The organism is Crossiella sp. CA198, from assembly GCF_052078295.1.
Classification (GTDB): domain Bacteria; phylum Actinomycetota; class Actinomycetes; order Mycobacteriales; family Pseudonocardiaceae; genus Crossiella.
Map to the genome: position 1 here is coordinate 152,569 of NZ_JBQJIM010000004.1, position 26,257 is coordinate 178,825.

Annotated in this window: 17 protein-coding genes; 6 read left to right on the top strand and 11 right to left on the bottom strand. The window is 70.7% G+C overall.

What is annotated here, in order from left to right; all coding sequences use genetic code 11:
- Positions 1-42 precede the first annotated feature (42 nt).
- Genes ACTOWY_RS07990 through ACTOWY_RS08000 form a run of 3 tightly spaced genes read right to left on the bottom strand, consistent with a single transcriptional unit; the run spans position 43 to position 2,340 of the window.
- Positions 43-669 (bottom strand): DedA family protein, encoded by a 627-nt coding sequence (locus tag ACTOWY_RS07990; protein ID WP_441308965.1) that lies wholly within the window; start codon positions 667-669, stop codon positions 43-45.
- On the bottom strand, positions 662-1,447 hold the full coding sequence (locus ACTOWY_RS07995; protein WP_441308966.1) for an ABC transporter permease: 786 nt from the start codon (positions 1,445-1,447) through the stop codon (positions 662-664). The genes ACTOWY_RS07990 and ACTOWY_RS07995 overlap by 8 nt, the downstream gene beginning before the upstream one ends.
- Positions 1,444-2,340 carry an ATP-binding cassette domain-containing protein gene (locus tag ACTOWY_RS08000; RefSeq protein ID WP_441308967.1) on the bottom strand — a complete coding sequence of 299 codons (897 nt, stop codon included), beginning with the start codon at positions 2,338-2,340 and terminating at the stop codon, positions 1,444-1,446. Before ACTOWY_RS08000 ends, ACTOWY_RS07995 begins: the two co-directional genes overlap by 4 nt.
- A 134-nt stretch (positions 2,341-2,474) precedes the next feature.
- Between ACTOWY_RS08000 and ACTOWY_RS08005 the strand changes: the two genes are divergently transcribed.
- The gene (locus tag ACTOWY_RS08005; protein ID WP_441308968.1) at positions 2,475-3,563 is read left to right on the top strand and encodes a sensor histidine kinase; all 1,089 of its coding nucleotides are present in this window, start codon (positions 2,475-2,477) and stop codon (positions 3,561-3,563) included.
- On the opposite strand, the gene ACTOWY_RS08010 is transcribed toward ACTOWY_RS08005, so the two are convergent.
- The 5 genes from ACTOWY_RS08010 to ACTOWY_RS08030 form a co-directional block, all read right to left on the bottom strand.
- Positions 3,527-4,726: an NAD(P)/FAD-dependent oxidoreductase gene (locus ACTOWY_RS08010; RefSeq protein WP_441308969.1), complete on the bottom strand. Its 1,200-nt coding sequence runs from the start codon at positions 4,724-4,726 to the stop codon at positions 3,527-3,529. The genes ACTOWY_RS08005 and ACTOWY_RS08010 overlap by 37 nt on opposite strands.
- A gap of 1 nt (position 4,727) precedes the next feature.
- The gene (locus tag ACTOWY_RS08015; RefSeq protein WP_441308970.1) at positions 4,728-4,919 is read right to left on the bottom strand and encodes a ferredoxin; all 192 of its coding nucleotides are present in this window, start codon (positions 4,917-4,919) and stop codon (positions 4,728-4,730) included.
- Positions 4,920-4,931: 12 nt separating this feature from the next.
- Positions 4,932-6,161 (bottom strand): cytochrome P450, encoded by a 1,230-nt coding sequence (locus ACTOWY_RS08020; RefSeq protein ID WP_441308971.1) that lies wholly within the window; start codon positions 6,159-6,161, stop codon positions 4,932-4,934.
- Between the two features lie 179 nt (positions 6,162-6,340).
- Complete coding sequence (locus ACTOWY_RS08025) at positions 6,341-6,991, bottom strand: TetR/AcrR family transcriptional regulator (protein WP_441308972.1); 651 nt, start codon at positions 6,989-6,991, stop codon at positions 6,341-6,343.
- An 82-nt stretch (positions 6,992-7,073) separates the two neighbouring features.
- A complete protein-coding gene (locus ACTOWY_RS08030) occupies positions 7,074-7,820 on the bottom strand; it encodes an SDR family NAD(P)-dependent oxidoreductase (RefSeq protein ID WP_441308973.1) in 747 nt (248 codons plus the stop codon).
- Positions 7,821-7,910: 90 nt separating this feature from the next.
- Here ACTOWY_RS08030 and ACTOWY_RS08035 point away from each other — a divergent pair, with 90 nt between their 5' ends.
- Positions 7,911-8,570: a response regulator gene (locus tag ACTOWY_RS08035; protein ID WP_441308974.1), complete on the top strand. Its 660-nt coding sequence runs from the start codon at positions 7,911-7,913 to the stop codon at positions 8,568-8,570.
- A 13-nt stretch (positions 8,571-8,583) separates the two neighbouring features.
- Here the strand turns inward: ACTOWY_RS08035 and ACTOWY_RS08040 are convergent, their stop codons facing one another.
- Positions 8,584-11,307, bottom strand: a complete 2,724-nt coding sequence (locus ACTOWY_RS08040; RefSeq protein WP_441308975.1) for an ATP-binding protein — start codon at positions 11,305-11,307, stop codon at positions 8,584-8,586.
- A gap of 142 nt (positions 11,308-11,449) precedes the next feature.
- On the opposite strand from ACTOWY_RS08040, the gene ACTOWY_RS08045 reads away from it, so the two are divergent.
- The 3 genes from ACTOWY_RS08045 (at position 11,450) to ACTOWY_RS08055 (ending at position 15,563) form a co-directional block, all read left to right on the top strand.
- Entirely contained in the window at positions 11,450-12,976 is a 1,527-nt protein-coding gene (locus tag ACTOWY_RS08045) for a S8 family serine peptidase (RefSeq protein ID WP_441308976.1), read from the top strand.
- 43 nt (positions 12,977-13,019) lie between these two features.
- Positions 13,020-14,477 (top strand): trypsin-like serine protease, encoded by a 1,458-nt coding sequence (locus tag ACTOWY_RS08050; protein ID WP_441308977.1) that lies wholly within the window; start codon positions 13,020-13,022, stop codon positions 14,475-14,477.
- Positions 14,478-14,588: 111 nt separating this feature from the next.
- Positions 14,589-15,563, top strand: coding sequence for a hypothetical protein (locus tag ACTOWY_RS08055; protein WP_441308978.1), 975 nt, complete (start codon positions 14,589-14,591; stop codon positions 15,561-15,563).
- Here ACTOWY_RS08055 and ACTOWY_RS08060 read toward each other — a convergent pair.
- Positions 15,553-18,333: a S8 family serine peptidase gene (locus ACTOWY_RS08060; RefSeq protein ID WP_441308979.1), complete on the bottom strand. Its 2,781-nt coding sequence runs from the start codon at positions 18,331-18,333 to the stop codon at positions 15,553-15,555. The two genes, ACTOWY_RS08055 and ACTOWY_RS08060, sit on opposite strands and share 11 nt — an antisense overlap.
- A 286-nt stretch (positions 18,334-18,619) precedes the next feature.
- Here ACTOWY_RS08060 and ACTOWY_RS08065 point away from each other — a divergent pair, with 286 nt between their 5' ends.
- The gene (locus ACTOWY_RS08065; protein ID WP_441308980.1) at positions 18,620-20,089 is read left to right on the top strand and encodes a M1 family metallopeptidase; all 1,470 of its coding nucleotides are present in this window, start codon (positions 18,620-18,622) and stop codon (positions 20,087-20,089) included.
- A 451-nt stretch (positions 20,090-20,540) separates the two neighbouring features.
- Here the strand turns inward: ACTOWY_RS08065 and ACTOWY_RS08070 are convergent, their stop codons facing one another.
- Positions 20,541-26,195, bottom strand: coding sequence for an amino acid adenylation domain-containing protein (locus ACTOWY_RS08070; RefSeq protein ID WP_441308981.1), 5,655 nt, complete (start codon positions 26,193-26,195; stop codon positions 20,541-20,543).
- Positions 26,196-26,257 lie beyond the last annotated feature (62 nt).

Consider the following 26,257-nt stretch of genomic DNA (forward strand, 5'->3'; position numbering starts at 1 on the left):
AGTGGCCACCCGCCGGATCCCGGCGGGTGGCCACTGGCTGGGTTACGCCTTCTCCCTGCCGCGCCCGCGCACCCGGCTGACCACGAAGTAGCCGAGCAGCACCAGCAGCACCGCGATCACGCCGTACTGGAAGACGTCCAGGTACGGCTCCACCAGTTCCCACTGCACGCCGAGCACGTAGCCGATGAGGATGAACACGGTGTTCCACACCAGGCTGCCCGCCGCGGTCAGTGCCAGGTACCGGCCCAGCGGCATCCGTTCGATGCCTGCGGGCAGCGAGATGACGCTGCGGAACAGGGGCAGCATCCGGCCGAAGAAGACCGCCTTGTTGCCATGCCGGTGGAACCAGGTCTCGGCGCGGTCGAAGTCGGTGGCTTTCATCAGTGGGATCCGGTCCACCAGGGCGCGGGTGCGGTCCCGGCCAAGCGATCTGCCGATGAGGTACATCGCCAGTGCGCCGGCCAGCGAGCCCAGTGTGGTCCATAGCAACGCCGAGAGCAGGCTGAACCGGCCCTGACTGGCCGCGAAACCGGCCATTGGCAGCATGGCCTCGCCGGGGAAGCCGACCACGAAGCTGTCCAGTGCGACGAACAACGCCGCGCCGGGAGCGCCGATGGCCTCCATCAGGTCCAGGGCCAGGCCGGGGATTCCGCCGATCCGCTCAGACATCCCGGCTCCGCAGCACCAGGGCGGCGCCGCCGACGGCGAGCACGAGGTAGCCGAGGAACACCGCGGCGCCGCCGGTCACGGACAGGAAGCCCTCGGGTGGGGTGATCCCGCCCATGGACAGGAAACCGGCGTTGGACGGCAGGAACGGCGCCACCGCCCGGCAGACCGGCGCCGGGGCGAGGCCGAGCAGCGAGTCGGCGATCAGCAGGGTGGCGTAGAGGGTGGCGGCCGCGGCGGTGGTGGCGCGGAACAGGATTCCGGCGGCGACGCCGAGCACAGCGACCCCGGCCAGGTAGAGCGCGGAGCCCAGGATCGCCCGTGGCACACCGGGATCGGTCAGCGCCGCGGTCGGCAGGCCACCGCCTGCCAGTACCGCCTGACCGGCGTAGAAGGACACCAGCAGGGCGAACAGGCCGACCAGGAAGGTGGTCAGGGCCAGGGCGGCCGCCTTGGCCCACAGCACCGGCAGCCTGCGGGGCACCGCGGCCAGGGTGCCGCGGATCGCGCCGGTGGCGTACTCGCTGGTCACCGCGAGCACGCCGAGGGTGCAGACCAGTAGCTGGCCGAGCACCGGGCCGGTGAGCGACTGCGCCACCGGGTCCAGGCCGGGGTTGTTCTCCGAGACCGCCGGGTTGAGCAGCACCAGGCAGTTGACCAGGCCGTAGGCCACGATGAGCACCGCGGTGGCGGCGAAGCCGAGCACGGTGGTGTGCACAGAGCGCAGCTTGACCAGTTCGGACCGCAGGATTCCGGTCCAGGACAGGGTGATCGTGCTCATGCGGTGTACTCCAGGGCCTCGCGGGTCAGTTCCAGGTAGGCCTCCTCCAGCGAGGCGCGCACCGGGGTGAGTTCGTGCAGCACGATCCCGGCCGCGGCGGCCCGTTCGCCGATCTCCAGCGCGCTCAGGCCGCGCACCTCCAGCAGTCGCGGGTCCTCGGCGTTGCGGGTGACCGAGATCCCGTTGCCCGCCAGCACTTCGGCCAGCCGGTCGGCGCCGGGTGCACGCACCCGCACCGAGGCGGCCGCGGTGATCGACTCGATCGCGGCGTCGGCGATGAGCCTGCCGCGGCCGACCACGATGAGGTGCTGGGCGGTCAGGGCCATCTCGCTCATCAGGTGCGAGGAGACGAACACGGTGCGGCCCGCTTCGGCCAACTCGCGCAGCAGGCCGCGGATCCAGCGGATGCCGTCCGGGTCCAGGCCGTTGACCGGCTCGTCGAGCAGCAGCACCTCGGGATCACCGAGCAGGGCGGCGGCGATGCCGAGGCGCTGGCTCATGCCCAGGGAGAACCCGCCCGCTCTGCGGGTGGCCACTGTGGACAGTCCGACCAGGTCGAGCACCTCGGCCACCCTGGCCCGCGGGATGCCGTGGGTGAGCGCGAGGGACCACAGGTGGTCCTGGGCGGATCGGTGCGGGTGCACGGCTTTGGCGTCCAGCAGCGCGCCGATCCGGTGCAGCGGCGCGGGTTCGGCTCGGTAGTCCCGGCCGCCGACCAGCACGCGGCCGGTGTCCGGGCGGTCAAGGCCGAGGACCATCCGCATGGTGGTGGACTTGCCCGCGCCGTTGGGGCCGAGGAATCCGGTCACCACACCGGGTTTGACGGTGAAGCTGAGTCCGTCCACGGCCAGGGTCGCACCGTGGCGTTTGGACACTTGGTCGACTTCGATCATGGCGCCGAGGCTAGGACCGTTGGGATGGCGGGCGAATCGGCGTGTGGGGGTGACCCGACCACTCCCCGGGGAGGAGGCCGGAACCGCTCCGCTGGGCGGATTCGGGGTCCTCGCCGACTTCCTAGGGTGGCCGGATGCGGTGGAATCGGGCGGTGGCCGATGGTGTGGTGGCGGGGGTGTTCCTGGTGCTGTGCTGGTGCACCCCGCTGTGGGAGCCGTGGGTGCGCTGGGGCCCGCTGGAACTGCTGCCTGCCGCTGCCGGGCTGGTGGTGCTGGTGGCGCGGCGGCGGGTGCCGACGGTGGCGGTGCTGGTGCTGCTGGCGGCGTTGCTGTCGGGTTACCTGCTGCGCACCGGCATCACGCCCTACCAGGTGGCGCTGGGGGTCGCCCTGCACTGCCAGGCGCAGCGCTATCCGCAGTGGCGGTCCCGGTCGCTGACCGCAGGAGTCGCGGTGGTGCTCGCCGCGGCCGTGCCCGCCGCCCCCGGGTTCGGCCTCTCCGACGCGGCGACCACCGTGGCCTGGGCGGGCCTGGCCTCGATCGCCGGTGAGGTGGCCCGGCACCGGCGGGCGTTGCTGGCGGCGGCCCAGGAGCGGGTGCTGCGCGCCGAAGCCGCCAGGGAGCAGGGGATCCGCCGTCAGGTCGCCGAGGAACGACTGCAGATCGCCAGGGATGTGCACGATGTGGTCGGCCACCGGATCGCGGTGATGAACGTGCAGGCCGCCGTCGCGACGCGGCTGCTGCCCACCGATCCGGCCGCCGCCGAGGCCGCGCTGGCGCACGTGCGCGCGGCGGGTACCGCGGTGCTCGCGGAGTTGAGTGGTCTGCTGACCGCGGTGCGCGCCCCGGTCCCGGAACTGGACGCGCTGCCCGAGCTGATCACCAGCCTGGCTGCGGCCGGGTTCCTGGTGGAGACCACCACCGAGGGAGTTCCCCGGCCGCTGCCCCCGCTGGTCGGTCGCGCCGCCTACCGGATCGTCCAGGAGGCGCTGACCAACGCGCTCAAACACGGGGCGGGTCACCGCGCCTGGTTGCGGCTGACCTACGGCGCGGTGGAGCTGGAACTGAGTGTGCGCAACGAGCTGGGCGGTCCGGGCCGGGGTCCTTCGGGCGGCAACGGGATTCCGGGGATGCGGGAGCGGGCGCGCAGCGCGGGCGGGTCGCTCACCGTCGGCCGGGACGATGCTCAGTTCGCGGTGGCGGCGGTGCTGCCACTGGGGTGAGCGCTGGTCCAGTCGGCGCCGAGCAGCGGGCGGAAGGTGCGGGCCGCGCGCACGCTGTTCCAGCTGAGCACCCCGGTCACCTGCCTGCCGTCGCCGTAGAGGCCGACGAAACGCCCCTGTGCCGGATCGCCGTCGACCACGGTGAAGGCTCCGGGTCCGGCCAGTCCGTGCACCTGGATGGTGGTGTCGTAGTGGTCGGTCCAGAACATCGGGACCGGGGCGAAGGGTTCGGCGGCGCCGAGCAGGTTGCGGGCCACCGCGGCGCCCTGCCCGGTGGCGTTCATCCGGTGTTCCAGCCGCATCCGGCGCTGATAGTCCGGGTGGTACCAGCTGGCCACGTCGCCCGCGGCGTAGATCTCCGGTGTCACGCGGCAGAACTCGTCGCACACCACGCCGTTCCAGACCGGGATTCCGCTGTCGGCCAGCCAGTCCACGTTCGGGGTGGAGCCGATCGCGATGAGCACGAGGTCGGCCGCCAGCACGCTGCCGTCGGCCAGTTCCACGCCGGTGACCCGGCCCGCCGCGGCGCGTACGCCATGCACGCCGATGCCCAGCCGCAGGGCCACGCCGTGCGCGGTGTGCAGGGTCGCGAGCCTGCCACCGAGGTAGTCGCCGAGCTGGCGGTGCAGTGGCGCCGGCCGCGGGTCCACCAGGGTGACCGAGTCGGCGCGGTCGTGCGCGGTGGCGGCGAATTCCGAGCCCAGTGGTCCGGCGCCGATGACCACCACCCGTGGGCGGCCTGCCAGCGCGGTGCGCAGGGCCAGGGCGTCGTCGAGGGTGCGCAGGGTGTGCACCCCGGCCAGGTCCGCGGTGCCGGGCAGGGTACGGGGCCGGACGCCGGTGGCGATGACCAGTTTGTCGTAGTCCAGGGTGCGGTCGCCGGTGAGCCGCAGCCTTCGGTGGCGCACGTCCAGGCCGAGGGCCGCCACGCCCAGCTGCCAGTCGGCCGCCAGTTCGGCCAGGGCATCAGGTGTGCGGAGTTCGGTGCGCTCGGCGGACCACTCGCCGGAGAGGAAGCGTTTGGTCAGCGGCGGCCGGTCATACGGTGCCCGTCGTTCCGCGCCGATGACGGTGACGCGGCCGGGGAAACCCTCGCGCCGCAACCGTTCCAGGGTGCTGAGTCCGGCGGCGGAGGCGCCGACGATGACGATGTGCTCGCTCATCTCACTCCTCGATGGTGATCGCGGCGGCCGGGCACAGGGTGGCCGCGTCCCGCGCCGCGCCGAACCCGGCGGGCGCGGGGGTGGCGTTGAGCAGCAGCACGATGCCGTCGTCGTCCTGATCGAACAGGTCTGGGGCGGCGAGCACGCATTGTCCGGCGCCGCAACACTTGTCGCGGTCAACGATGATCTTCATGGCGGCTCTCCTTCACCAGGTGACGGGCAGGCTGCGCAGTCCGAAGATCTGCGAGTCGGTCTTGAACTCCAGCTGCTCCACCGGAACGGCCAGGCGCAGGGTGGGGATGCGCTGGAACAGGCTGCGGTAGGCGATCTCCAGTTCGGCGCGGGCCAGGTTCTGGCCGAGGCACTGGTGCGGGCCGTAGCTGAAACCGATGTGGTGGCGCGGGTCGGAGCGGGTGATGTCGAACTCGTCGGGGCGGTCGAAGGCCGCCGGGTCCCGGTTGGCCGCGGACATGACCGGCAGCACGCCGTCGCCGGGGCGGATGGTGTGGCCGCCGAAGGAGAACTCGGCGGTGACCGCGCGGGAGACGTCGACGTCGCCGAGGGAGTGAAAGCGCACCATCTCGTCGGCCGCGGCCAGCGCCAGCTCCGGATTGTCCTGGAGCAGGGCCAGTTGCGCCGGATGTTCCAGGAAGGTGAGCACGCCAAGGGCGATGGTGCTGGCCGAGGTCTCGTGTCCGGCCAGCAGCAGCAGGACCGCGGTGTTGACCAGCATCTCGTGCGAGAGTTCGCCGTTGGCGCGGTGCTTGCTGATCAGGCGGCCCAGGATGTCCTCGGTGGGCTCGGCCTCCTTCTTGGTCACCACCTCATCGAGGAAGGCGTACAGCTCCTGGTAGGCGATCATCTTCTGCTCGGCGGTGGCGGTGTTGTCCAGGGTGATCTCGGTGCGGGACTGGAAGAACTCGTGGCTGTCGCCTGCCACGCCGAGCAGCTGGCAGATGACCGTGGACGGGATGGGCAGGGCGAAATCGGTGACCAGGTCGACGACCGGACCGCGGTCGAGCATGGTGTCGATCAGGCCGTCGACGAGTGCCTGGATGCCGGGCCGCAGGGCGTTGACCCGCTTGACGGTCAGCTCCGGGATGAGCATGCGCCGGTAGTAAGTGTGTTCCGGGGCGTCCATCTCGATCAGCTGCGGCAATGGGCGTTCGCCATCCTGCTCCGGCTCCTCGGCTGCCTCCGACGGGTCCGGCCAGGGCTCGGGGAAGCCTGGGCGGGTGGGGTCGGAGCTGAGTTCGGGGCGGGTCAGCACCTCGCGGACCCCGGCCAGGGTGGTGACCGCCCAGGCGGTGCCGCCACCGGGCAGTCCCACCTGGACCACCGGTCCGGCCTCGCGCAGCGCGGTGTAGGCGGTGGGCGGGGCGAACGGGCAGGTCCGGGCCACCGGAATCTGGGGAAGTTCGGCGTTGTCGGTCATCGGGACTGTCCTTTCCGGACAAACGAGCCGGGTGCGGTCTGACCAGGCACACCACAAAAGGTAGGTGACACACTTTTTCGTGTCAACAACCTTAATGGGCGAATGAGGTCACATCGCGGACAGCGAAAAGCGGGATGACCGCAAGGGCCATCCCGCTGCTGAGGTCGTGACGCTGGAGGTCAGCGCCTCCCGTACTCGCCGATACCGTCCCCGACCAGGTCGGCAGAGGTGTCCAGCCACTCGGCGAAGGCGGCGCGCCGCCGGGTCTTCGGCTTGGCGCGGATGTGGTCGAGCACCTCCTGGGAGGCCAGCAGCCGGTAGATGAGCACCAGCTGCGCGGCCACCACCCGCGGCCGCGGCGCGTACGGATGCAGGCCCTCCTCCTCGGCCAGCTGTGCGGCCAGCGCGCACTCGAACCGCTCCCACATCAGCCGCATCCGGGCCTGCAGGACCAGGCTGTCGCCGACCAGTCCGCGCAGCCGCTCCAGCTCGTCCACCGACCCGGCGCCTGCCGAGGTCAGCTCGGCGCGGATGACGCCGACCACGGCCTCCAGCGGCGACTCGCCTTCCGGGCGCTCGCGCACCGCGCCGACCAGCCGCTCGCACAGCTCGTCCTCGCCGTGGAAGACCAGGTCGTCCTTTGCCGGGAAGTAGACGAAGACGGTCTTGGCCGAGATGTTGACCGCGTCGGCGATCTCCACCACGGTGACGTTGTCGTAGCCGCGCTCGGCGAACATCTCGGCCGCGGTGTCCAGGATGGCCTGCCGCGTCATCAGTTTCTTGCGCTCACGCAGACCCAGCTGCGCGGCAGCGGCCCGATCAGCAGTCATGCCACGAGCTTAGTCGAGTCGACCGGAAAAACGAAAGTGAGTGAAGATTCTCAGTTAACACCCATGTTTGGCCGCGGGCCGCTCAGGCGGTCGACCCGCCGTTGACCGTCACGGTCGCCCCGTTGACGAATCCGGCCTCCGGCCCGGCCAGGAACCGCACCACCGCGGCCACGTCCGCGGGTGTGCCCAGGCGCCCCATCGGGATCCTCGGCAGCATCCGTTCGGCCATGTCCGGCGACAGCTTGCCGTTGTCCACCCCGCCGGGCCGGACCATGTTGACCGTGGTGCCGCGCCGCCCGAACTCGTGTGCCCAGTTGTGCCCGTAGGCCTCGACGGCGGCCTTGGTGGCGGCGTAGTCACCGACCGGGTAGCCGCCGCTGACGGCCGCGGAGTAGGAGCTGATCAGGATGATCCGCCCGCCGTCGCCGAGGTGCGGCGCGGCGGCCTTGGTCATGGCGACCACCGAGTGCAGGTTGACCGCGAACTGGCGGCTCATCACGGCCTCGTCCCGGTCCGGATCGGCCAGCTCGCCGTCGACGAAGTACACGGCGTTGTGCACCAGGATGTCCAGCCTCCCCAGCCCCGTCAGCACGCCCCCGACGGCGGCGGCCGCGGCGGTGACATCGGCCTGATCCACCTGCACCGGCAAGGCCCGCCCGCCCAGCCCGGTCACCTCATCGGCGAGCAGACCGGCCCGCTCGTGCGAGCTGGCGTAGGTGAACGCGACATCGGCACCTGCCTCGGCGAGTGCCCGCACCACGGCGCCACCCACTCCGCCGGTGCCGCCGGTGACCAGGGCAACCCGGCCCTTCAACGCTGTAGTAGTCATGCCATCCAGGCTAACATCAGTTGACACACTAAGGTATGTGACTAACCTAATTTATCCACTGAGACTTCCGACCTGGGACGGAGCCGACTGGTGATCCGCCTTCTGCTCGCCGACGACCACGACCTCATCCGCAGCGGCTTCCGCGTCCTGCTCGACGGCGAGCCCGACCTGGCGGTGATCGGCGAGGCACGCACCGGCGCCGAGGCCGTCGACCGCTGCCGCGAACTGCGGCCCGACGTGGTGCTGATGGACATCCAGATGCCCGGCCAGGACGGCATCGAGGCCACCCGCCGGATCCGCGCCGACCCGGACCTGGCCGAGGTCAAGGTGATCGTGCTGACCACCTTCGAGCTGGCCGAGCACGTCCTGCACGCCGTGCGCGCGGGCGCCGACGGCTTCCTGGGCAAGGGCTGCGCCGCCGTGGACCTGCACCACGCCGTCCGGGCGGTCGCGGCGGGCGCCTCCCTGCTCTCTCACCGCGCCACCCGCCAGCTACTCGACACCGTCCGCGATCTCCCGGACACCGGCCTCACCCCACGCCCGCCGCTGGCCGCCCTGACCACCCGGGAACAGCAGGTCGCCGAACTCGTCGCGCACGGGCTGTCCAACCAGGAGATCGCCGAGCGCCTGTTCCTGTCCCCGCTGACGGTGAAATCGCACGTGAGCCACGCGATGACCAAGCTCGGTGTGCGCGATCGAGCGCAGCTGGTGGCCTGCTACTACCGCGGGTCCGGCACACCGCGGAGCTAGCCGGAGCGCAGCCTCACAGCCTGATGTCGTTGCGGGAGGACACATTGAGCTTGCGGCACACCTTGCCCACGTACTCCTCCACCGTCCGCCGCGACAGGAACAGCGTCTCGGCGATCTCCCGGTTGGTGTGGCCGCCCGCCACCAGCCGGGCCACGTCCTGCTCCCGTGGCGAAAGCTGGCTGCCGTAGCCGCGTCTGCCCCGGGGTGACGGCGTGGCCACCCCGGTGCCACGCAGCCGGTGTCGGCAGCGAGCAGCGTCCACTGTGGCACCGAGAGCGTCGTAGGCATGGGCGAGCGCGCTGAGTTCGGTGACGCCCGGTGCGGCGACCCGTTCGGCGAGCTGGGTGGCGCGGTAGGTCAGGCCCAATGTCTGGTGCTGCTCGATCGCGGACTGGCGCAAGCCGTGGGACTCGTTGTCGCCGGTGGCGGCGGCGAGGGTGGCCTGGCAGGCGGTCAGGGTTGCCTGGGCGCAGGGCGCGTCGGTGCCGGTGAGGCCATCGGCCAGCTCGGCGAGGAGGTCCTGCACCGCGTCGACGTTCCCGGTGGCCAGGTGGCAGTCGACGGCCTGGGGCACCACATCGCCCGCCCAGGCCCAGGCGCCCTTGGCGCGCAACAGGGTCAGGCCGCGTTCGGCGTGTGGTGCGGCGGCAGCGGGGTCGCCGCGGCTGAGCCGCAGGGTGGCCAGTCCCCCGGCGGCGGCGATGCGCACCGGCATGGTGGCGGCGATCGGGTGCGGGCCGACGGCGGCGTGGAAGCCGTGCTCGGCGCGGGCCCAGTCGCCGCGGGCGGTGGCCAGCCAGGCCTGGGCCAGGTGCAGTTCGGTGGTCACCGGGGGCAGGTGGGCGTAGGTGCGGATCAGGTCGGTGATGCGTTCGTCGAGTCCGGACCATTGGCCGGTCAGCCAGTCCAGGCGGACGGCGGTGGCCTCGGCGGTGCCGGTCACGTACGGGGCGCCGACCCGGGCGGCCAGGGTCAGGCCGGTGCGCAGGTAGGCGCGGGCTCGCTTGTGGTGGCCTATCCAGGAGCAGGCGTCGGCCAGGTTGCAGTGCGCGCGGGCCAGCTGGCGGATCTCCTCCGGGTCGGTCACCTCGGCCGGGGAGGGCAGGCGGGCGGCGCGGGACCAGGCGCTGGGGTCGCCGGTGATCAGCCTGCCGCCGAGGGTGGTGGCCAGCACAGCGGTGCGCAGGGTCCGGGTGGGCAGCTGGTCCAGCACGCCGTCCACCCTGTCTAGGAGGGCCTGGTGTTCGGCGATGGGTGCGGTGCTGAGGTAGGGCACGGCCAGCACGGCCATGCCGCGCGCGACCCGGTCCGGCTGATCGCCGAGCTGGTCGATGGCGTGTGCGATCTCCGCCTCGGCGCGGTCCGGTTCGCCGGTGTCGCGGAGCAGCAACAGGCCGAACCACAGCCGCACCTCCCCGCGGACCTCGGCGGTCAGCCGCGGATCGGCGAGCAGGTCCTCGATCAGGGTGAGCACCGCGGGGTCGTGCAAGCCGGTCAGCGCGGTGGCGCACAGCTTGGTCGCCAGCCGGTTCACCTCCGGCGGGCGCACGTCCGCATCGGCTAGTACGGCGGAGAGCAGCTCGACCGCGGCGGGCAGGTCCCGGCGCACGATCGCGGCGTCGGCGGCCAATTCGCTGTAGTGCAGCCAATCCCCGGTCAGACCGGCCGCCTTGGCGTGGGCCGCCAACCGCGCCAGGGGCTTGTGGTCAAGGCGGGACAGCGCTCGCAGGGCGCGCTGGTGGAGTTCGACCCGGCGCGGGCCCGGCAGTGACTCGCGGACCGCGCGGGCCGCCAGTGGATACCGGAATCCGTAGCGGTTCAACGGAATCTCGACCAGCACGGCCGCACGCACCAGGGTGACCAGGTGCTCGGGATCCGCCTCGCCCGCGACCGCGGCCAGGGTGTCCCCCGGCTCCGGGACGTCCAGCACCGCGGCGGCCTCGGCGAGTGCACGTGCCGCGGCGGGCAGGTTCCGCAGCCGCTCCTGGACCGCCTCGGCCACCAGGACCGGCACCCCGGGCCCCTCCGCACGCAGCACCTGCTCCACCACGAACGGAATCCCGGCCGTCTCACGCAGCACGGCCTCCGCGCCGAGCCGCACACCCCGCATCGTGTTGATCAGCGCGCGCACCTGCCCGGCGTCGAAGGGGCGCAGCACCACGTGTGCCCCGGTCACGCCGGGCGGGACACGCAGGGCCCGGCCGAGCGGGGCCGCACCGGCGAGGTCCTCGCGCCGGTAGGTGAGCACCAGGGACAGTCCGGGCGGCGGGTCGGCGAGCACGAACCGCAGCACCTGCCGGGTCCGCTCGTCCGCCCAGTGCAGGTCTTCCAGGACCAGCACCACCCGTCCCAGCGCGCCGAGCAACTGCCGGAACGCGCGGAACACCCGGTGCCGTTCGGCTTCCGGATCACCCAGCGGCGGCGGGGCCGGGGGCAGCCGGTCGGCGAGTTCGGGCAGGTGGTCACGCAGTGCGCCGGTCACCGGTCCCGGCTCGCGCAGGCGGTCGCCGCAGTGGCTGAGGCAGTCCAGCAGCACGCCGTAGGGAAACGGGTCGGGCAACGGCTGACAGGCGGCCAGCACCACCTGGGCGGGTGCCAGGATGGCGAGTTCGGCGACCAGCCTGCTCTTGCCGATCCCCGCCTCGCCCTCCACAAAGGCCACCGCGGGCGGCTGCGCGATCGCGGCCCGCAGGGCGGCCAGCTCCGCGTCCCGGCCGATCAACGGCGCTCCGGTCATGGCTCGCAGCGTAATTCCGCGGCCGTCGACCTCAGAAGACCTGCGCCCAAGTTCAGTACCCCTACGGGGGTTTACCACGGTTGTTCCCCCTCCCCCGACGCCGAATGGTGAGGTCCGAGCGCTATACGAGAAGGAGGAACCAATGCGCAGACTACGCAGTACCGCGAGCCTGCTGGCGGTGGCCGCGGTCGCGATGGCCACCGTCACCGGGGTCGCCACCGCCGAGCCGGCGGGCACGGTCGTCCAGGCCCGCGAGCACCACACCGGACGTTACATCGTGGTGCTCAAGGAGGGCGCCCGCGCCGCCGCGGCCACGCTCACCCAGCGCTACGGCGGGGTGCTGGCCGAGACCTATTCGGTGACGCTGAACGGGTTCGCCGTCCGCGAGCTGTCCGAGGGACAGGCCAAGCGCCTGGCCGCCGACCCCTCGGTCAAGGCGGTGCACGAGGACGGCACGACCAGGGCGGTGGCCGGGGAACAGCCCAACCCGCCGTCCTGGGGCCTGGACCAGATCGACCAGCGGACCACCAGCCTGGACAAGAAGTACGCCTACCCGAACACCGCGGACAACGTCACCGCCTACGTGATCGACTCCGGAATCGGCATCCGGCACCCCGAATTCGAGGGCCGGGCCAGCCACGGCTACGACTTCATCGACAACGACAACGACGCCAGTGACTGCTTCTGGCACGGCAGCCACGTGGCGGGCACCATCGCGGGCAAGACCGTCGGGGTGGCCAAGAAGGCCAAGGTGGTCGCGGTCCGTTCGCTCAACTGCGGCGGTTCCGGGCCGGACTCGGCCACGGTCAGCGCCCTGGAATGGGTGGGCAAGAACGGGGTGAAGCCGGGGGTGGTGAACCTCAGCCTGGTCATGGACACCGTCGGCGTCGGCGACGAACAGATCAAGGCGTTGGTGGCCAAGGGATTCGTGGTCGCGGTCGCGGCAGGCAACAACGGCCAGGACGCCTGCACGGCCAGCCCCGGCCGCACCCCGGAGGCGCTCACCGTCGGCTGGATCAACCAGGGTGGCGGCCGCAGCGGGAACTACGGCCGCTGCGTTGACCTGTTCGCACCCGGCGGCAACATCTACTCCACCGACCACACCGGCGGTTTCCGTACTGGCAGCGGCACCTCGATGGCCTCCCCGCACGGCGCGGGTGGTGCCGCGCTGTACCTGGGCGCACACCCGGGCGCGACCCCGCAGCAGGTGCGGGACGCGCTGGTGGACAACGCCACCCCGGACCTGGTCACCAATCCGGGTGCCGGTTCGCCGAACAAGCTGCTCTACACCGGATTCATCGGCGGCAACCCGCCGCCCCGCTGCGGCGTCAAGACCAACGAGGAGGATCTGTCCATTCCGGACGCCGGGTCCGCGGTCGGCACCAGCGTCGTGCAGGAATCCTGCCAGGGCAAGGCTTCCGCGACGCTGCCGGTCCGGGTGGACATCGACCACGGCTACACCGGCGACCTGGCCATCGACCTGATCGGCCCGAGCGGAGCCACCTATCCGCTGCAGCGCGCGGGCGGGGTCGGCGAAACCGGTGGCGTGCACCGCAGTTTCACCGTGGACGCCTCCCGCGAGGACGCCAACGGCACCTGGCGGCTCTCGGTGCGCGATGTCTACCGCTTCGACACCGGCACCCTGACCGGCTGGTCGATCACCTTCTGATCAACATCCCTGCTTTTCCTTACCCTGCAATGTGAGGAGCACGATGAGAACACCACGTCTGGTCACCGCGATCTGTCTGGCCCTGGCCGCGCTGACCCTGCCGATGACCGCCGCCGCGGCCGCACCCGCCGACAAGATCAGCGACGCCGCCACCCCCACCGACCAGCTCAGGTCCGGGGACGCAGGCACCCAGGTGGTCAACGGGCAGCGCACCACGGTCAAGGAGAATCCCTTTGTCATCGCGGGCCTGCGGGCCGGCGGCGGTGGGCCGCAGGGCCAGTCCTGCACCGCCGCGGTGGTGGGCAAGCGCAAGATCCTCACCGCCGCGCACTGCATGATCGACGTCGGCGGCGCCAAGAGCTACGTCTACGGCGATGACGACCTCACCTCACCCGGCGGCGAGACCTTCCGCACCAAGGTCGCCTCGCACAAGGTGCACCCGCGCTACACCGGCCCGAACTCCTGGCAGACCGGCTACGACGTCGCGGTGATCACCACCGAGGACGACCTGCCCGTGCCGCAGAGCCAGTGGGCGAAGGTGGCGGGTTCCGGTGACAGCGCGCTGACCGCGCCCGGCAAGTCCGGCACCGTCGTCGGCTACGGCAAGACGGGGGCCAGTGGCGGTTCGGGTGTGCTCTACAAGGCCTCCCTGCCAGTCAACGACGCCAAGAACTGCCAGGTCTTCAACATCAAGGTCAACCCGGATGTCATGGTGTGCATCGGTTTCGACGACGGCCGCGTCGCCACCTGCTCCGGCGACAGCGGCGGTCCGTACATGGTGGACGGAGTGGTGGTCGGGGTCGTGTCCTGGGGCGCCAGCGGCTGCGACCGGTACAGCATCATGGCCCGGCTGACCAATGAGATGGGTGACTGGGCGAAGAAGGAGATCGGCGGCCAGCCCGGCGACGGCAAGTTCACCGTGGACCTGTCCCCCGCTTCCGGCAAGGTCGAGCCCGGCAAGCACGTCTCCACCAGCGTCACCAGCAAGGCGGGCGACCAGGGCCCGGAGAAGCTGGAACTCAGCGCCGCAGGCCTGCCCGGCTCCGCCAGCGCCACCTTCCAGCCCACCTCGATCAGCTCGGGCGAGGTCGCCAAGCTGACCATCGAGACCGCGTCGAGCACCCCGAAGGGCACCTACCAGATCACCGTCACCGCCAAGGGCACTTCCGGTGCCAAGACCGCCGGCTACACCCTCACCGTGGGCGAGGGCGGGTCCACCGAAGGCCCGAAGCCCGCCGCCACACCGGCTTCCGGCACCGTCTCGCCGGGCGGATTCATCAACAGCACCATCACCGTCACCGGCGGCACCGGCCCGATCAGCCTCAGCGCCACCGGCCTGCCGTCCGCACCGATGTTCCTGCCCTCCACCGTCAGCCCCGGCGGCAGCTCGCGGATGAGCATCGCCGCCCCGTTCCAATCCGGCACCTACAAGATCACCGTCGTCGCCACCGACAGCGCGGGCAAGACCGGCAGCACCGAGTACACCCTCACCGTCCAGTAGCTCCTCCCGTCGAGCCCGTGACGACCACCCACGTCACGGGCTCGACAGGCGGGAGCGCGGTGCGCGACTATGCTGCCAGCCAGGTCGGTGAGCGAGTCGAGGGGGAATTCAGTGCGCAGCAAGCGTCTGTCCACAGTGGCCGGTGTCGGGCTCCTGGTCGTCGCGTTGTCGGCGGTGGTCGTGCCGGGCACCGCGAGCGCGGCGGCCCCGGTGCCGATCTCCAACCCGGGCGGCTACGCGACCCAGCGCTCGGGCGCCACCGCCGCACAGAAGATCACCCGATCGCTCGGTGGCCGGGTCACCATCCCGGCCGGGCAGACCCGCTACCTCAACAGCAGGCTGACCGTGGACGACGTGGACGAGATCAGCGAGGTCTCGCACCTGGTCCTCTGCCGGCGGCCGGGGCAGACGACCAACGCCGCCCGGCTGGTGAGCGGGCAGAACGTGCTGGCCAACACCGCGACCACCCTGATCACCCGGGGCTTCGTGACCGCGCCCGCCGACAGCCTGCTGCACTGCGAGGTCTACGCGCAGTTCGTCAACCACACCGCGGACCGGCCCGGCCACCTCGAGGTGATGCCCTCCTCCTATCTGCAGGACGTCCACGGCGCCACCACCGCGGTGCGGCAGACGTTCAACGGCAAGGTCCTGGTGAACACCTCGGTGCGCGCGAACCCCGTATCGTTCACCGCCCCCGCGGGCGCCACCGCCGTCCAGGCGATCAGCGACCTGAACGTGACGGTCTGCTACGGCAAGGACGAGACCGACGAAGGGGACCTCTGCAAGCGCTCGCTCAAGGCCCGGATGGACGGCCGCAGCTCACTGGTGGGCACGCAACTGGTGATGGAGCAGCTCGCCGCGGACGGTTCGGCCTGCAAGACCACGACCAACGGCGACCTCGCCGGAGTCAACGTCACCACCACCATCCACCACTTCAAGATCAATAAGTACCTCATCAACGTGCCCATCGTGCCGAACTGCTCGCGCGACTTCGTCTTCTACACCAGGGCCACCGCGAACTCCGGCAGCAACTCCTTCGTGATCGAGGCCAACAACCAGAGCGTGGGCGCGGTGTTCATCCCCTGATCAGCGCGCGGTTACCCGATGCGTTGTGGTGGAACAGGACGAGGTTGCCATCCGGCACGGTGTCGCCCGGTTGAACCACAGTGGACAGTTCAGGGATCACCAGTTCGTAGTTGAACGTCATGGGCTCGCGGAGTTCGTCGACATAGTCGTCGGGGTCCGCGGGCGCGGTGTAGCGACTCGCTGTCCAGACGGTGTAACTGACCGGACCGGCCGGCAGCACCGACCGTGAGACCGGCAGCACCACGACGTCGCTGTCGAACAGGTTCGTGTCCACGTCACCGGCGCGGCCGTTGAGTGGCTGCTCGTCGATGACCGTGCCTTCCTTGTCCGTGGTCCGGGCAAGCCACTGGTCCTTGGTGACCTCGTCGTTCGCGTTGGTCGGTTTCACCGCCTTCGTGCTGAACTCCTTGCCGCCCACCGAGAACCAGACCTCCGGCGAGATGATGCTGCCGATGTTCGCCCAGGTGTCCCAGGTCGCGACGCCGAAGGCGAGCAGGGTGTCAGTCGAGGTCGCACCCACATAGCGCAGGTCCGCGCCACGGGCAGTGCGGTTCACCGCGCAGTCCTGTCGCACCTGGCTGGAACAGTCCGGCAGCCGCGGGCTGGTGCCGCCGAGCCTCAGCACGGTCATCCGGTTCCGGTACTCGTGCTGGTCAAGGTCACGACCGTTGACCCTGCCGTCGTCCTGCACGAACAGGGCCGATACCGGTTTCGGCGCCGCGTACACCGGCACCCGCAGCGAGGGTTCGCCCGCGCGCGCGAACTCGACCAGGCCCGAAGCCTCGGCCAGGAACTGTCTGCTCCCGGACAGGTCGACGGTGGGGTCGGGGGTCTTGCGCAGCTTGGTGTGGTCGTTGATCCGAAGCTCCACCTGCGTACTCGCGGTGTCGCCCGGTTGGAGCACCAGGACGGGCTCGGTCAGCCGGAACGTCACGCCGGGCACCGTGGTGATCGGCTCATAGCCGCCGGTGAGCCGGACCGTCTTGGTGCCCTTGTTGACCAGTTTGATCGTGTGGTACCGCAACAACGGGCGGTCGACCTCGATCGTGCCGAAGGAGGCCCCGACTTCGCCGTGCGGACTCTCGGCCATGGCCAGGATATCGGCGTTCAGCGCGTAGTGCGCGTCGACCCGGCCGGCGCCCACCCGCATCGGGGCCTCGCGGATCCCGGCATCGGACCGGACGTTGCCGCCGGCCGTGTTCATGATCACGGCCTTGATCTCCTCGACCGTCCAGTCCGGATGTGCCTGCCGCATCAGCGTCGCGATGCCCGCGACGTGCGGCGTCGCCATCGACGTGCCCCGATGGCTCACGCCCTGGTCGCGGGTGCCTGCGGCAGCGGAGAAGATCGAGTCGCCGGGCGCCGCCACGTCGGGCTTGCCTGCCCGGGAGCGCGAGGACGTCGACACGATCCTGTCCGTGAGCGACGGGGTCACGGTCGGCACCGATTTGCGCAGCGAATCCGTCATCCGGACCGTCAGCGTGCCTGCCTCCAGCGCCGGGCGCACCGCCTCGGTCGCCGCCGCGGTGAACTGGAACGCTGGGATGTGCGCGTTGCCCCCGACGGGTCCGGTCCAGGCATCCAGTGTGGTCGGCAGCAGCATCCCGGCCGCACCGGCCTGCTGTGCGTTGTCCGCGCGTTTGCCGGAACCACAGGCCCGGGTCGAGTCGTTGTCGTCCCACTCCAACCAGACGAACTTGCCCGCTAGCGGCTCGGTGATCTCCTTGCAACCGTCCACATTGGACGTCAACCGGACCACCGGTTGTTCGAGGGCGATCGGCTTGGTGAAGTTCGTGCTGTATTGCCCCGCGACGGGCTTGCCCGCGATGGCGACGCCGTCGAGCATCGCGAACGCGTCCCGGCTGTTCGCCACCGCGATCGCCTCGGGGGAGTTGCCCGTCCAGAGGCCCACGTCGTAGATGTCGCCTTCGTTGCCCGCAGCTGCCACCGCGACCACGCCGTTCGACACGAGTTTGCGGATGAAGAGCGCGTTCGGGTCGAGTGCCCAGTCCAGTGCCTTCGGGGCCAGGTATGTCCCGCCTGTGCAGCCGAGCACCCTCAGCGCGTAGAGCGAGGCGTGCGGCGCGGTGCCCGGTCCGATCCGCATCGAGTCGAGGTCCAGGTCCGCCGAAGTGTAGGAACCGCGATAGGTCGATCCGTCGGCGGATACGCCGAGCCCGGCCGCGATGCCCGCGACGTGCGTGCCGTGGCCATCGCAGTCCATGGGATCGTTGTCCGGTTCGGGCAGTGACCCGGATGAGCCGGTGTACTTGTCGCCGACGAAGTCATACCCGCCGACGACCTTGGCCGTCGGGAACGTGCCGGGACCGCCGAAATCGGCGTGGTCGTAGTCGATGCCGGAGTCGATGATGCCGATCTTCAAGCCGTCGCCGAGCTTCCCGGAATTCCGCCAGGCGTGCACGGTCCGAGTGAGCCTGGTGGCGTGCGCGTTCGCGCGGTTCTCCGGCACCATCCGGTGCACGGCGCGCACCTCACGCATCCGGGACAGGGCAGCGAGCCGGGAGGGTTCGGTGTTCAGCAGGACACCGGGAACGGCGTTCGACGTCCGCGCTACCTCGCGGCTTCTGGACGCTCGGACAACCCGGTCCGCTGACTCGGCGGTCCGTTCACGAGCACTCCGCGCATCCGCCGCGCTGCGCGCGTCCACCGCGGCGACGGTGGCCAGTTCCACAAAAACGGTGACCCGCTCGACTGGCTTGGCCGGCGTGATCAGGGCGCCCACCAGGAGTGCCGCCAGCGCAAGATTCATGATCAAACTCTCCTAGCAGGTGACCGACTCGCGGCTCTGGGAAGACGACGTTTCCGGCCACCGAGGTCACGCACCACCGCTGCCGGTTCATTCCATTCGACAGGGTGACCAAATCTAGGTAGGTGCAACTGAATGTGCTCCCACGACGGCGGTCACCCGGCGCGATAAGTCCACCCATGCGGGTGGGCTTCGTACGACTTTGGTCCTACCCGACAGTGCCGTCAACGCCGATGCACCCGCCCACCGAGCCAAGCATGCTGTGAGTGATTCCCCAGAAAGGATCCCGATGCTCCGGATAGCGCTGGCACTGTCCCTCACCGCAGCCGCCCTGCTCACCCCGACCGTGGACGCCCTCGCGCGCGACGAAGGCTCCCCCGGCGCACGGACCCTGGGCGACCGGTTGTTCCCCGAGCTGGGCAACGGCGGCTACGACGTACTCGACTACGACGTCCGAATGACCTATGTGGACAGTAGCCAGCTGATGCCGGCCTCGGTCACCGTCCGGGCCAAGGCTACGCAGAACCTCTCCGCACTGAGCCTGGACGCGGCGGCCCAGCAGATCAAGACGGTCACCGTGGACGGTCGCCGGGCGGAGTTCCGGCAGGAGAAGGAGAAACTGCTGCTCGGCCCGGCGAGTGCGCTCCGCGCGGGCAAGGTGTTCACCATCCAGGTCGACTACACCGCTGATCGCGGCCAGCACCCGACGCCGCCGGGCATCAACCTGCCGCCGGGGATGCAGTGGCCGATGCGGGCCTGGGTGGAGACCCCGGACGGATTCGCGGTGATGGGCCAGCCCGACCGCGCACACCTGTTCTTCCCCAACAACGACCATCCCAGCGACAAGGCGAGGTTCACCTTCCGCCTGACCGCGCCGAACGACCGCACCGCCGTGGCCAACGGCGACCTGGTCACCAGGGAACCACACCCGGACGGCACCACCACCTGGACCTACCACACCGCCCAACCCATGCCCACGCACGTGGTGCAACTGGCGGTGGGCCGCTTCCGCGGGATCACCCAGGCCGGTCCGCACAACCTGCCGATCCGCAGTTACCTGTCCACAGCCCCGTTCCAGGGCAAAGACCTCACCGACGACATGGAGCGCACGGCCAGGGAAACGCCGGACCACCTGGCCTGGCTGGCCAAGGAGCTGGGCCCGTACCCGTTCACCGGCTACGGCGTGCTCGGCCTGTCCAGCACCTACAACTCCGTGGCCCTGGAAACCGCCACACTGTCCACCTACGGCGCCGGCCTGTCCCTGCCGCCGAAGGAACAGGCTCCCACCATGGTCCACGAGCTGACCCACCAGTACTTCGGCGACGCGGTCTCGGTGGCCACCTGGGACGACATGTGGCTGAGCGAGGGCCACGCCCGGTTCTACGAACGCCGCTACGCGGCCAGCCGCGGCTGGATCGACCTGGAAAAAGAACTCAAGTCCCTCTACCAGTCCGACCAGAAGAACCGCACCACAATCGGCGCGGCCGGCCACCTGAAGAACCCCTACAGCGTCCTGTTCGACACCAACGTCCCCGGCCAACTGATGCTGGAGGGCCTACACACCCTGGTCGGCGCCGACACCTTCCGCCGCATCGAGCACACCTTCCTCGACCGCTACCGGCACAAATCAGCCAGCACCCAGGACTACATCACCGTCGCCAACGAGATCTCCGGCCAGAACCTGACCGACTACTTCCACAGCTGGCTATACAGCGACACCACCCCACCCATGCCCGCCCGCCCGAACTGGACCACCTGACCCCACCGCCGCTCGCACTCGGTTTTCTGGTCTACGGACCGGCTCTGGTCGCCTGCACGCTGGCGCCCGCTCCCGCAGTCGACGGGTCTGGTGCGCCACGCACCATGCCCTGACACACCCGCAACTGCACCCGCTGCAGTTCGTGGATGACTTCGCCACCGCGCACACTGGCCTCGGTCTTTCGTCTGGGTGTCGGGTAAGGCGTTGGCGGGCGATCTGCTCGATGTGTCTGGCTTGGGGCAGCAGCGATCCCCGGCGCTCGGGCCGCCGGTTCTCCGGGTTCCGTGTCCTGGGATCCGGAGGCGGGTTCAGGTGGCGCGGAGTGTGGTGTGTTCAAGCTCGTTGAGGTGGTTCCAGGGCCAGGCCCTGTGCGAACATAGCCTTCGCCGTCGGCCGCCAATGAAGCCGCCGAAGGATTGGGTGGTTGGCCCAACCCCTCGGCGATTCCACCTCAGCCCTGTGCGGCCAGGCTTTCCAGGTGGTGACGGAGGTGGTTGGCGATCTCCGCCGCTTCCTCGGGGCTGATCACATCCGGGCGGTGGTCCACCCGCAGTGCCAGTTCCGCGCCTTCCTGGCGGGCCACCAGGGACAGGGGGTAGTGGGTGCCGTCGTTGACCTGGAGGTCGCGGACCGTGACCTCGCCCAGGTGGGTGAAGGCGGTGGGGTCCAGGGGGTAGTTGTGGAAGACCAGGTGGGCGGCGAACAGGTGTTGGTGGCCTAGTTCCTGGGCGATGGCGGGCCAGCCGAGGTGCTGGTGGGGTAGGGCGGTCACGTGGTCGGACTGGAGGCGGGTGGCCAGGGTGAGTGGGGGTTCGCCGATTTGTGGGCGGGAGCGGACCGGAACGATGTTGGTGTGCAGGCCGATTCTGGCTGCCATGGCCGGGACTTCCGGGGTGCGGCCGGACACGGTGGCGCCCAGTAGCAGGTCGTCGGCGCCGGTCAGGTCGTGCAGGGTCTGGGCCCAGGCGGTGCGGACCAGGGCGCCCAGGGTGAGGCCGTGGGTGCGGGCGGTGCGGAGCAGGGCGGTGGTCTGCTCCGCGGACAGGCGCAAGGGGTGTTGTTTGGGGAGTAGGGCGGGGTTTTCTGCTTGGGGTGGAGCGAACAGGGTGGGTTTGGCGCCGTCCAGGAGTTCGGTCCAGGTTCGGGTGGCGGCGGCACTGTCCTGGGTGGACAGCCAGGTCAGGTGGTCGGCGAAGGGTGGGGCAGGCGCCAGCGGCTGGCCCGCGTAGTGGCGAAACAACTCGCTGAAGAGGACGGACAGGGACCAGCCGTCGACCACGGCGTGGTGCAGGCTCAGCAGCAGGGTGTGGCGGTGCTCGGCCAGGCGCATCAGGTGGGCGCGCAACAGGGGTGGGCGGGCCGGGTTGAAGCGGTGTGCGCGGTCGGCGGTCACTGCTTCGTCCACTGTGGACACTTTGCTGGTCTGCCAGGGCAGTTCCGCCTGGGCCACCACGATTTGGGTGTCCTGGTCGGGGAAGCAGGCGCGCAGGGCAGGGTGGCGGTCGACCAGGGCCTGGCAGGCCGCGTGCAGGCGGTCCTGGTCCAGGTCGCCGTCGAGGTCGAAGAGCACCTGCACGGTGTAGACGTCCGGGCCGTGGGCGGTGCGGGCGGTGTGGGCCAGCATTTCCTGTTGCAGTGGGGTGACCGGGAGGATGTCGGTGAGGTGTTCGTGCGTGCTGGTGAGCTGGTCGACTCGGGGCTGGGTCAGTGGGGTTAGTGGGAAATCCGATGGGGTGTGGCCACCGTGGCGTAATTGTGCGAGTTCGGTGAGCGTGGTCAGCCAGGTCTGGGCCAGGGCGGTGGCGTCGGTGTGGGTGAGGTGGGCGCGGTCGTAGGAGAGGGTGGCGGTCAGGAGCGGGCCGTCGGGGGTTTCTTCGGTGCGGGCGTTGAGTTCCAGCGCGTGGGTGGGTGTCATGCGTGGGTCTCGGGCGCCGCCGAAGCCGCGCACGGTGAAGTCGCCGTCGTTGACGCCGAAGCGGCCGAGGTAGTTGAACAGCACCTGCGGGGCAGGGGCATCGGCGAAGGCGCCGCCGACGTGGCGGAGCAGGCCGTAGCCGAGTCCGTCGCCGGGGGTGGCGGCGAGTTGTTCCTTGATCTGCTTGATCGACTCGGCGGCGTCGGCGGCCGGGGTGAGGGCTACCGGGTGCAGGTCGGTGAACCAGCCGATGGTGCGGGAGAGTTCCGCGCCGGGCACGGCTTCCTGCTCGCGGCCGTGGTTCTCCACCTCCAGCAGTACTGGTGCGAGCGGGGTGCCGCGCCAGGCGTTGAGGGCGCGGGCGGCGGCGGTGAGCAGGACCTCGTGCACGCCGGTGTGGAAGGTCCTCGGCACAGTGGTGAGCAGGGCTTCGGTGGCCTCGGTCGACAGTGTGACGGTCAGGTCGCCGCGGCCGGTTTCGCCGGTGGGCGCGCCGAGTTGGGGGTCCGCGGTGGCCAGGACCTGCTGCCAGTGTTCCTTCTCCGCTGAGCGGTCGGCGGCGGTGAGTGCCGTGGCCCAGTGGTGGAAGGAGGTGTGCGGGCGGGACAGCGCTGCGCCGGACCAGGCGTTGGCGAGGTCGTCGGCCAGGATTCGCCAGGACACGCCGTCCACCACCAGGTGGTTGGCCACCAGCAGCAGGCGGCCGGGGGCGCCGGGCTGCCAGACCGCGCCGAATACCTTGCCCTGGGCCGGGTCCAGCCAGGACACCAGGTCCGCGCGGTGGTGTGCCGGGTCGTCCTCGACGCGGCGCAGGAACACCGGGGCGGACTCGGTCACGTGCAGTCGCCACTGTTCGTCCAGGCGGGCGCGCAGTAGGTCGTGACTGTCCACAACGGACTGGAGCAGTGCGGTCAGGCGGTCGGCGGTCAGTTCGGCCGGGGTGTGCAGCAGCACCCACTGGTGGTAGCCGTCGATCGGGGTGTCCTGGGCGGCCAGCCAGCGCAGCACCGGGGTCAGCGGGACCGGGCCGACGTCCGCCGCGTCCGTCGGTCCACTGTGGACTTCCTTGGCGATCTCGGCCAGCGCCACCGCGGTGCGGTGGGTGAACACCTCGCGTGGGCTGATCAGCAGTCCGGCGGCGCGGGCCCTGGCGACCAGCTGGATGGCCAGGATGCTGTCCCCGCCGAGGCTGAAGAAGCTGTCCGCCACGCCGACCTCGGTCAGGCCGAGCACCTCGGCGAACAGCGTGCACAGCAGGCGTTCCCGGTCGGTGCGCGGGGTGCGGGACAGGTCCGCGGCGGCGGCGTAGTCGGGTGCGGGCAGGGCGCGCCGGTCGGCTTTGCCGTTGCGAGTCAACGGGATCCCGTCCAGCACGACCACGGCGGCGGGCACCATGTGCTCGGGCAGCAGGGTCGCGAGATGCGCGCGCAGTGCGAGTGGGTCGAGCATCGCCTCAGCCCTGGGCACCGCGTAGGCGACCAGGCGTTTGTCGCCCGGCTTGTCCTCGCGGACCACCACGACGGCCTGGGCGACTTCGGGGTGGCGGCCCAGTGCGGCCTCGATCTCGCCGAGTTCGATCCGGAAGCCACGGATCTTGACCTGGTCGTCGGCGCGGCCCAGGTACTGCAGGCAGCCGTCCTCGGTCCAACGGGCCAGGTCGCCGCTGCGGTAGAGCCGCTCCCCCGGCGCCCCGAACGGGTCCGGCACGAATCGGGCGGCGGTCAGTTCCGGCCGGTTGAGGTAGCCGTGGGCCACGCCGGGGCCGGCGACGTGGATCTCCCCCGGCATGCCCGGTGGCACCAGGTCGCCGTGCTCGTCGAGCAGGTAGACGCGCAGGTCGTCGATGGCCCGGCCGATCAGGCTGCCCGCTCCTGGCACGCAGTCCGCGCGGCTGAGCGCGAGCTGGGTGACGTGCACCGTGGTCTCGGTGATGCCGTACATGTTGACCAGCACGGGCGCGTCCTCGGGATGCCGGTCGTACCAGCCGGCCAGGCGGGTCAGGTCCAGTGCCTCGCCGCCGAAGGTGACCGCGCGCAACGCCAGTCGCGCGCCGAGTTCCGGCTCGGCCCGTTCGGCGGCCATGAGCTGGTAGAAGGCCGACGGGGTCTGGCTGAGGATGGTGACCTGTTCCTCGACCAGCAGGCGCAGGAACTCCGGCGCGGAGCGGGTCACCGCGTGCGGGACCACGACCAGGCGGGCGCCGTGCAGCAGTGGCCCCCAGATCTCCCAGACGGAGAAGTCGAAGGCGTAGGAGTGGAACATCGTCCACACGTCCTCGGCGTGGAAGTCGTATTGCCGCTGGGTCGCGGTGAACAGGCGGACGACGTTGTGGTGCGGGATCGGTACGCCCTTGGGGTTGCCGGTGGAGCCCGAGGTGTAGATGACGTAGGCCGGATCCGCCGGGGTCAGCGGCCGGATCCGCTCGGCGTCGGTGATCGGGGCGCCGGGCAGGGCGGACCGGGCCAGTCGCACGTCTTCGGCGTGCAGTGGTAGTGCGCCGGGCAGCGATTCGTCGGGGGCGAGCACCAGTGCGGGGTTGGCGTCGTCGAGCAGGTACCGCACCCGCTCGGCCGGGTAGCTGGGGTCGATGGGCAGGTAGGCCGCGCCTGAGTTGATCACCGCCAGCATCGCGGTGATCAGGTCCAGGGAGCGTGGGAAGGCCAGGCCGACCAGATCGCCGGGGCCGACGCCGTCGGCGATGAGCAGGCGGGCCAGGCGGTTGGCGGCCTCGGCGAGTTCGCGGTAGGTCAGGGCCTCGCCCTCGCAGGTGACCGCGATCCGGTCGGGGTGCTCGGCGGCGCGGGCGGCGACCAGGTCGGCCAGGGTGGCGGGGGTGCTGGTGGTGTGTCCGCCTGCCCAGTCGCCGAGCAGGCGTTCGCGTTCGGCGGCGCTGAGCACGTCGGCCGCGCCGATCGCGCGCTCGCCGAGCAGGCTGAACTCGCGCAGGTAGCGCTGGAGTCGTTGTTCCAGCACGGCCAGTTCGGTGCTGGTGTGCAGGGCCGGGTTGGCGTCCAGGGTGATTTCCAGGCCGTGGCCGTCGTTGCGGTCGTAGACGATCACGGACAGGTCGTCGGTGGCGGTGCCGGAGAGGTAGTGCGCCTTGGCGGGGGCTTCGCCGAAGCGCACACCGTAGCTGAAGCGCATGATGTTGATCCGGGTGCAGAACAGCCGGTCCTCCTGGGTGAGCGCGCCCTGGTCGCGGCGCAGCCCGGCGTGGCCGTAGTGCTGGTGTGCCAGCACCTGTTTGACCCGGGTGGAGACGTGCGCGAGCACCTGCGGCACGGTCATCGACCGGTCCAGGGACAGGTGCAGCGGCACCACGTTGGCACTCATGCCGGGCGCGGACCTGGCCGCGCTGGAGCCGCGGGCGGCGGTGGGCAGGCCGAGCACCTGCTCACCCCGGCCGGTCATCCGGTGCAGGAACGCGGCCACCGCGGCGATGAGCACCGTGGTGGGTGAGGTGCCGGCGAGTTTCGCGGTGCGCGCCAGGTCCGCGGTGATCTCCGGTGGGACCTGGCTGGTGGTGCGCAGGGCCAGCCGGGCCGGGGCGGCCGGGCGGGTGGACAGACTGACCGGTTCCGGCAGGCTGGCGCCGTAGCCGGTCCAGAACTCGCGGTCCTTGGCCCACTGCGCGGATCCCTGGTAGGCGGCATCGGCGGCGAGCAGCACCGACAGCGGCTGGAACGGGCTCTCCCCGGCGTCCAGGCCCTCGGCCAGGCGGGTGTAGACCTCGCCGGCGCGGCGGGCTAGCAGGGCCACGGTGTAGCCGTCGGCGACCAGGTGGTGGTAGCAGTGCACCCACAGGTGCTTGTCCTCGGCAAGGCGCAGCACGGTGAAGGTGAACAGCGGTCCGCTGGCCAGGTCGAACGGCCGTTCCAGCACCACCCGCAGCCGTTCCGGCGCCATGTCGGGGCGCTCGCGCAGGTCCACCACGTCCAGGGTGAAGTCCACCTCGGGCGCCAGGTGCTGGCGCACCCCGTGCTCCTCGGCGGTGAAGGTGGCGCGCAGGCAGTCCGCCTCGGCGACCAGCACGCGCAGGGTGCGCTCGAACAGGTCCAGGTCCAGCGGGCCGGTGATCTCCAGGTACTCGGCGACGTTGTGCGCGAGACCGGTGGGGTCGAGCTGGTGGGCGTACCAGACACCGGTCTGGGCGCTGCTGAGCGCGAGTGGGGTGGCGCGGAACGCGGGCACGGCGAAACTCCCTCAACCTGGCGTAATTGCGACAGAAGCGCGTGGAGAGGAAGTCCGGACCT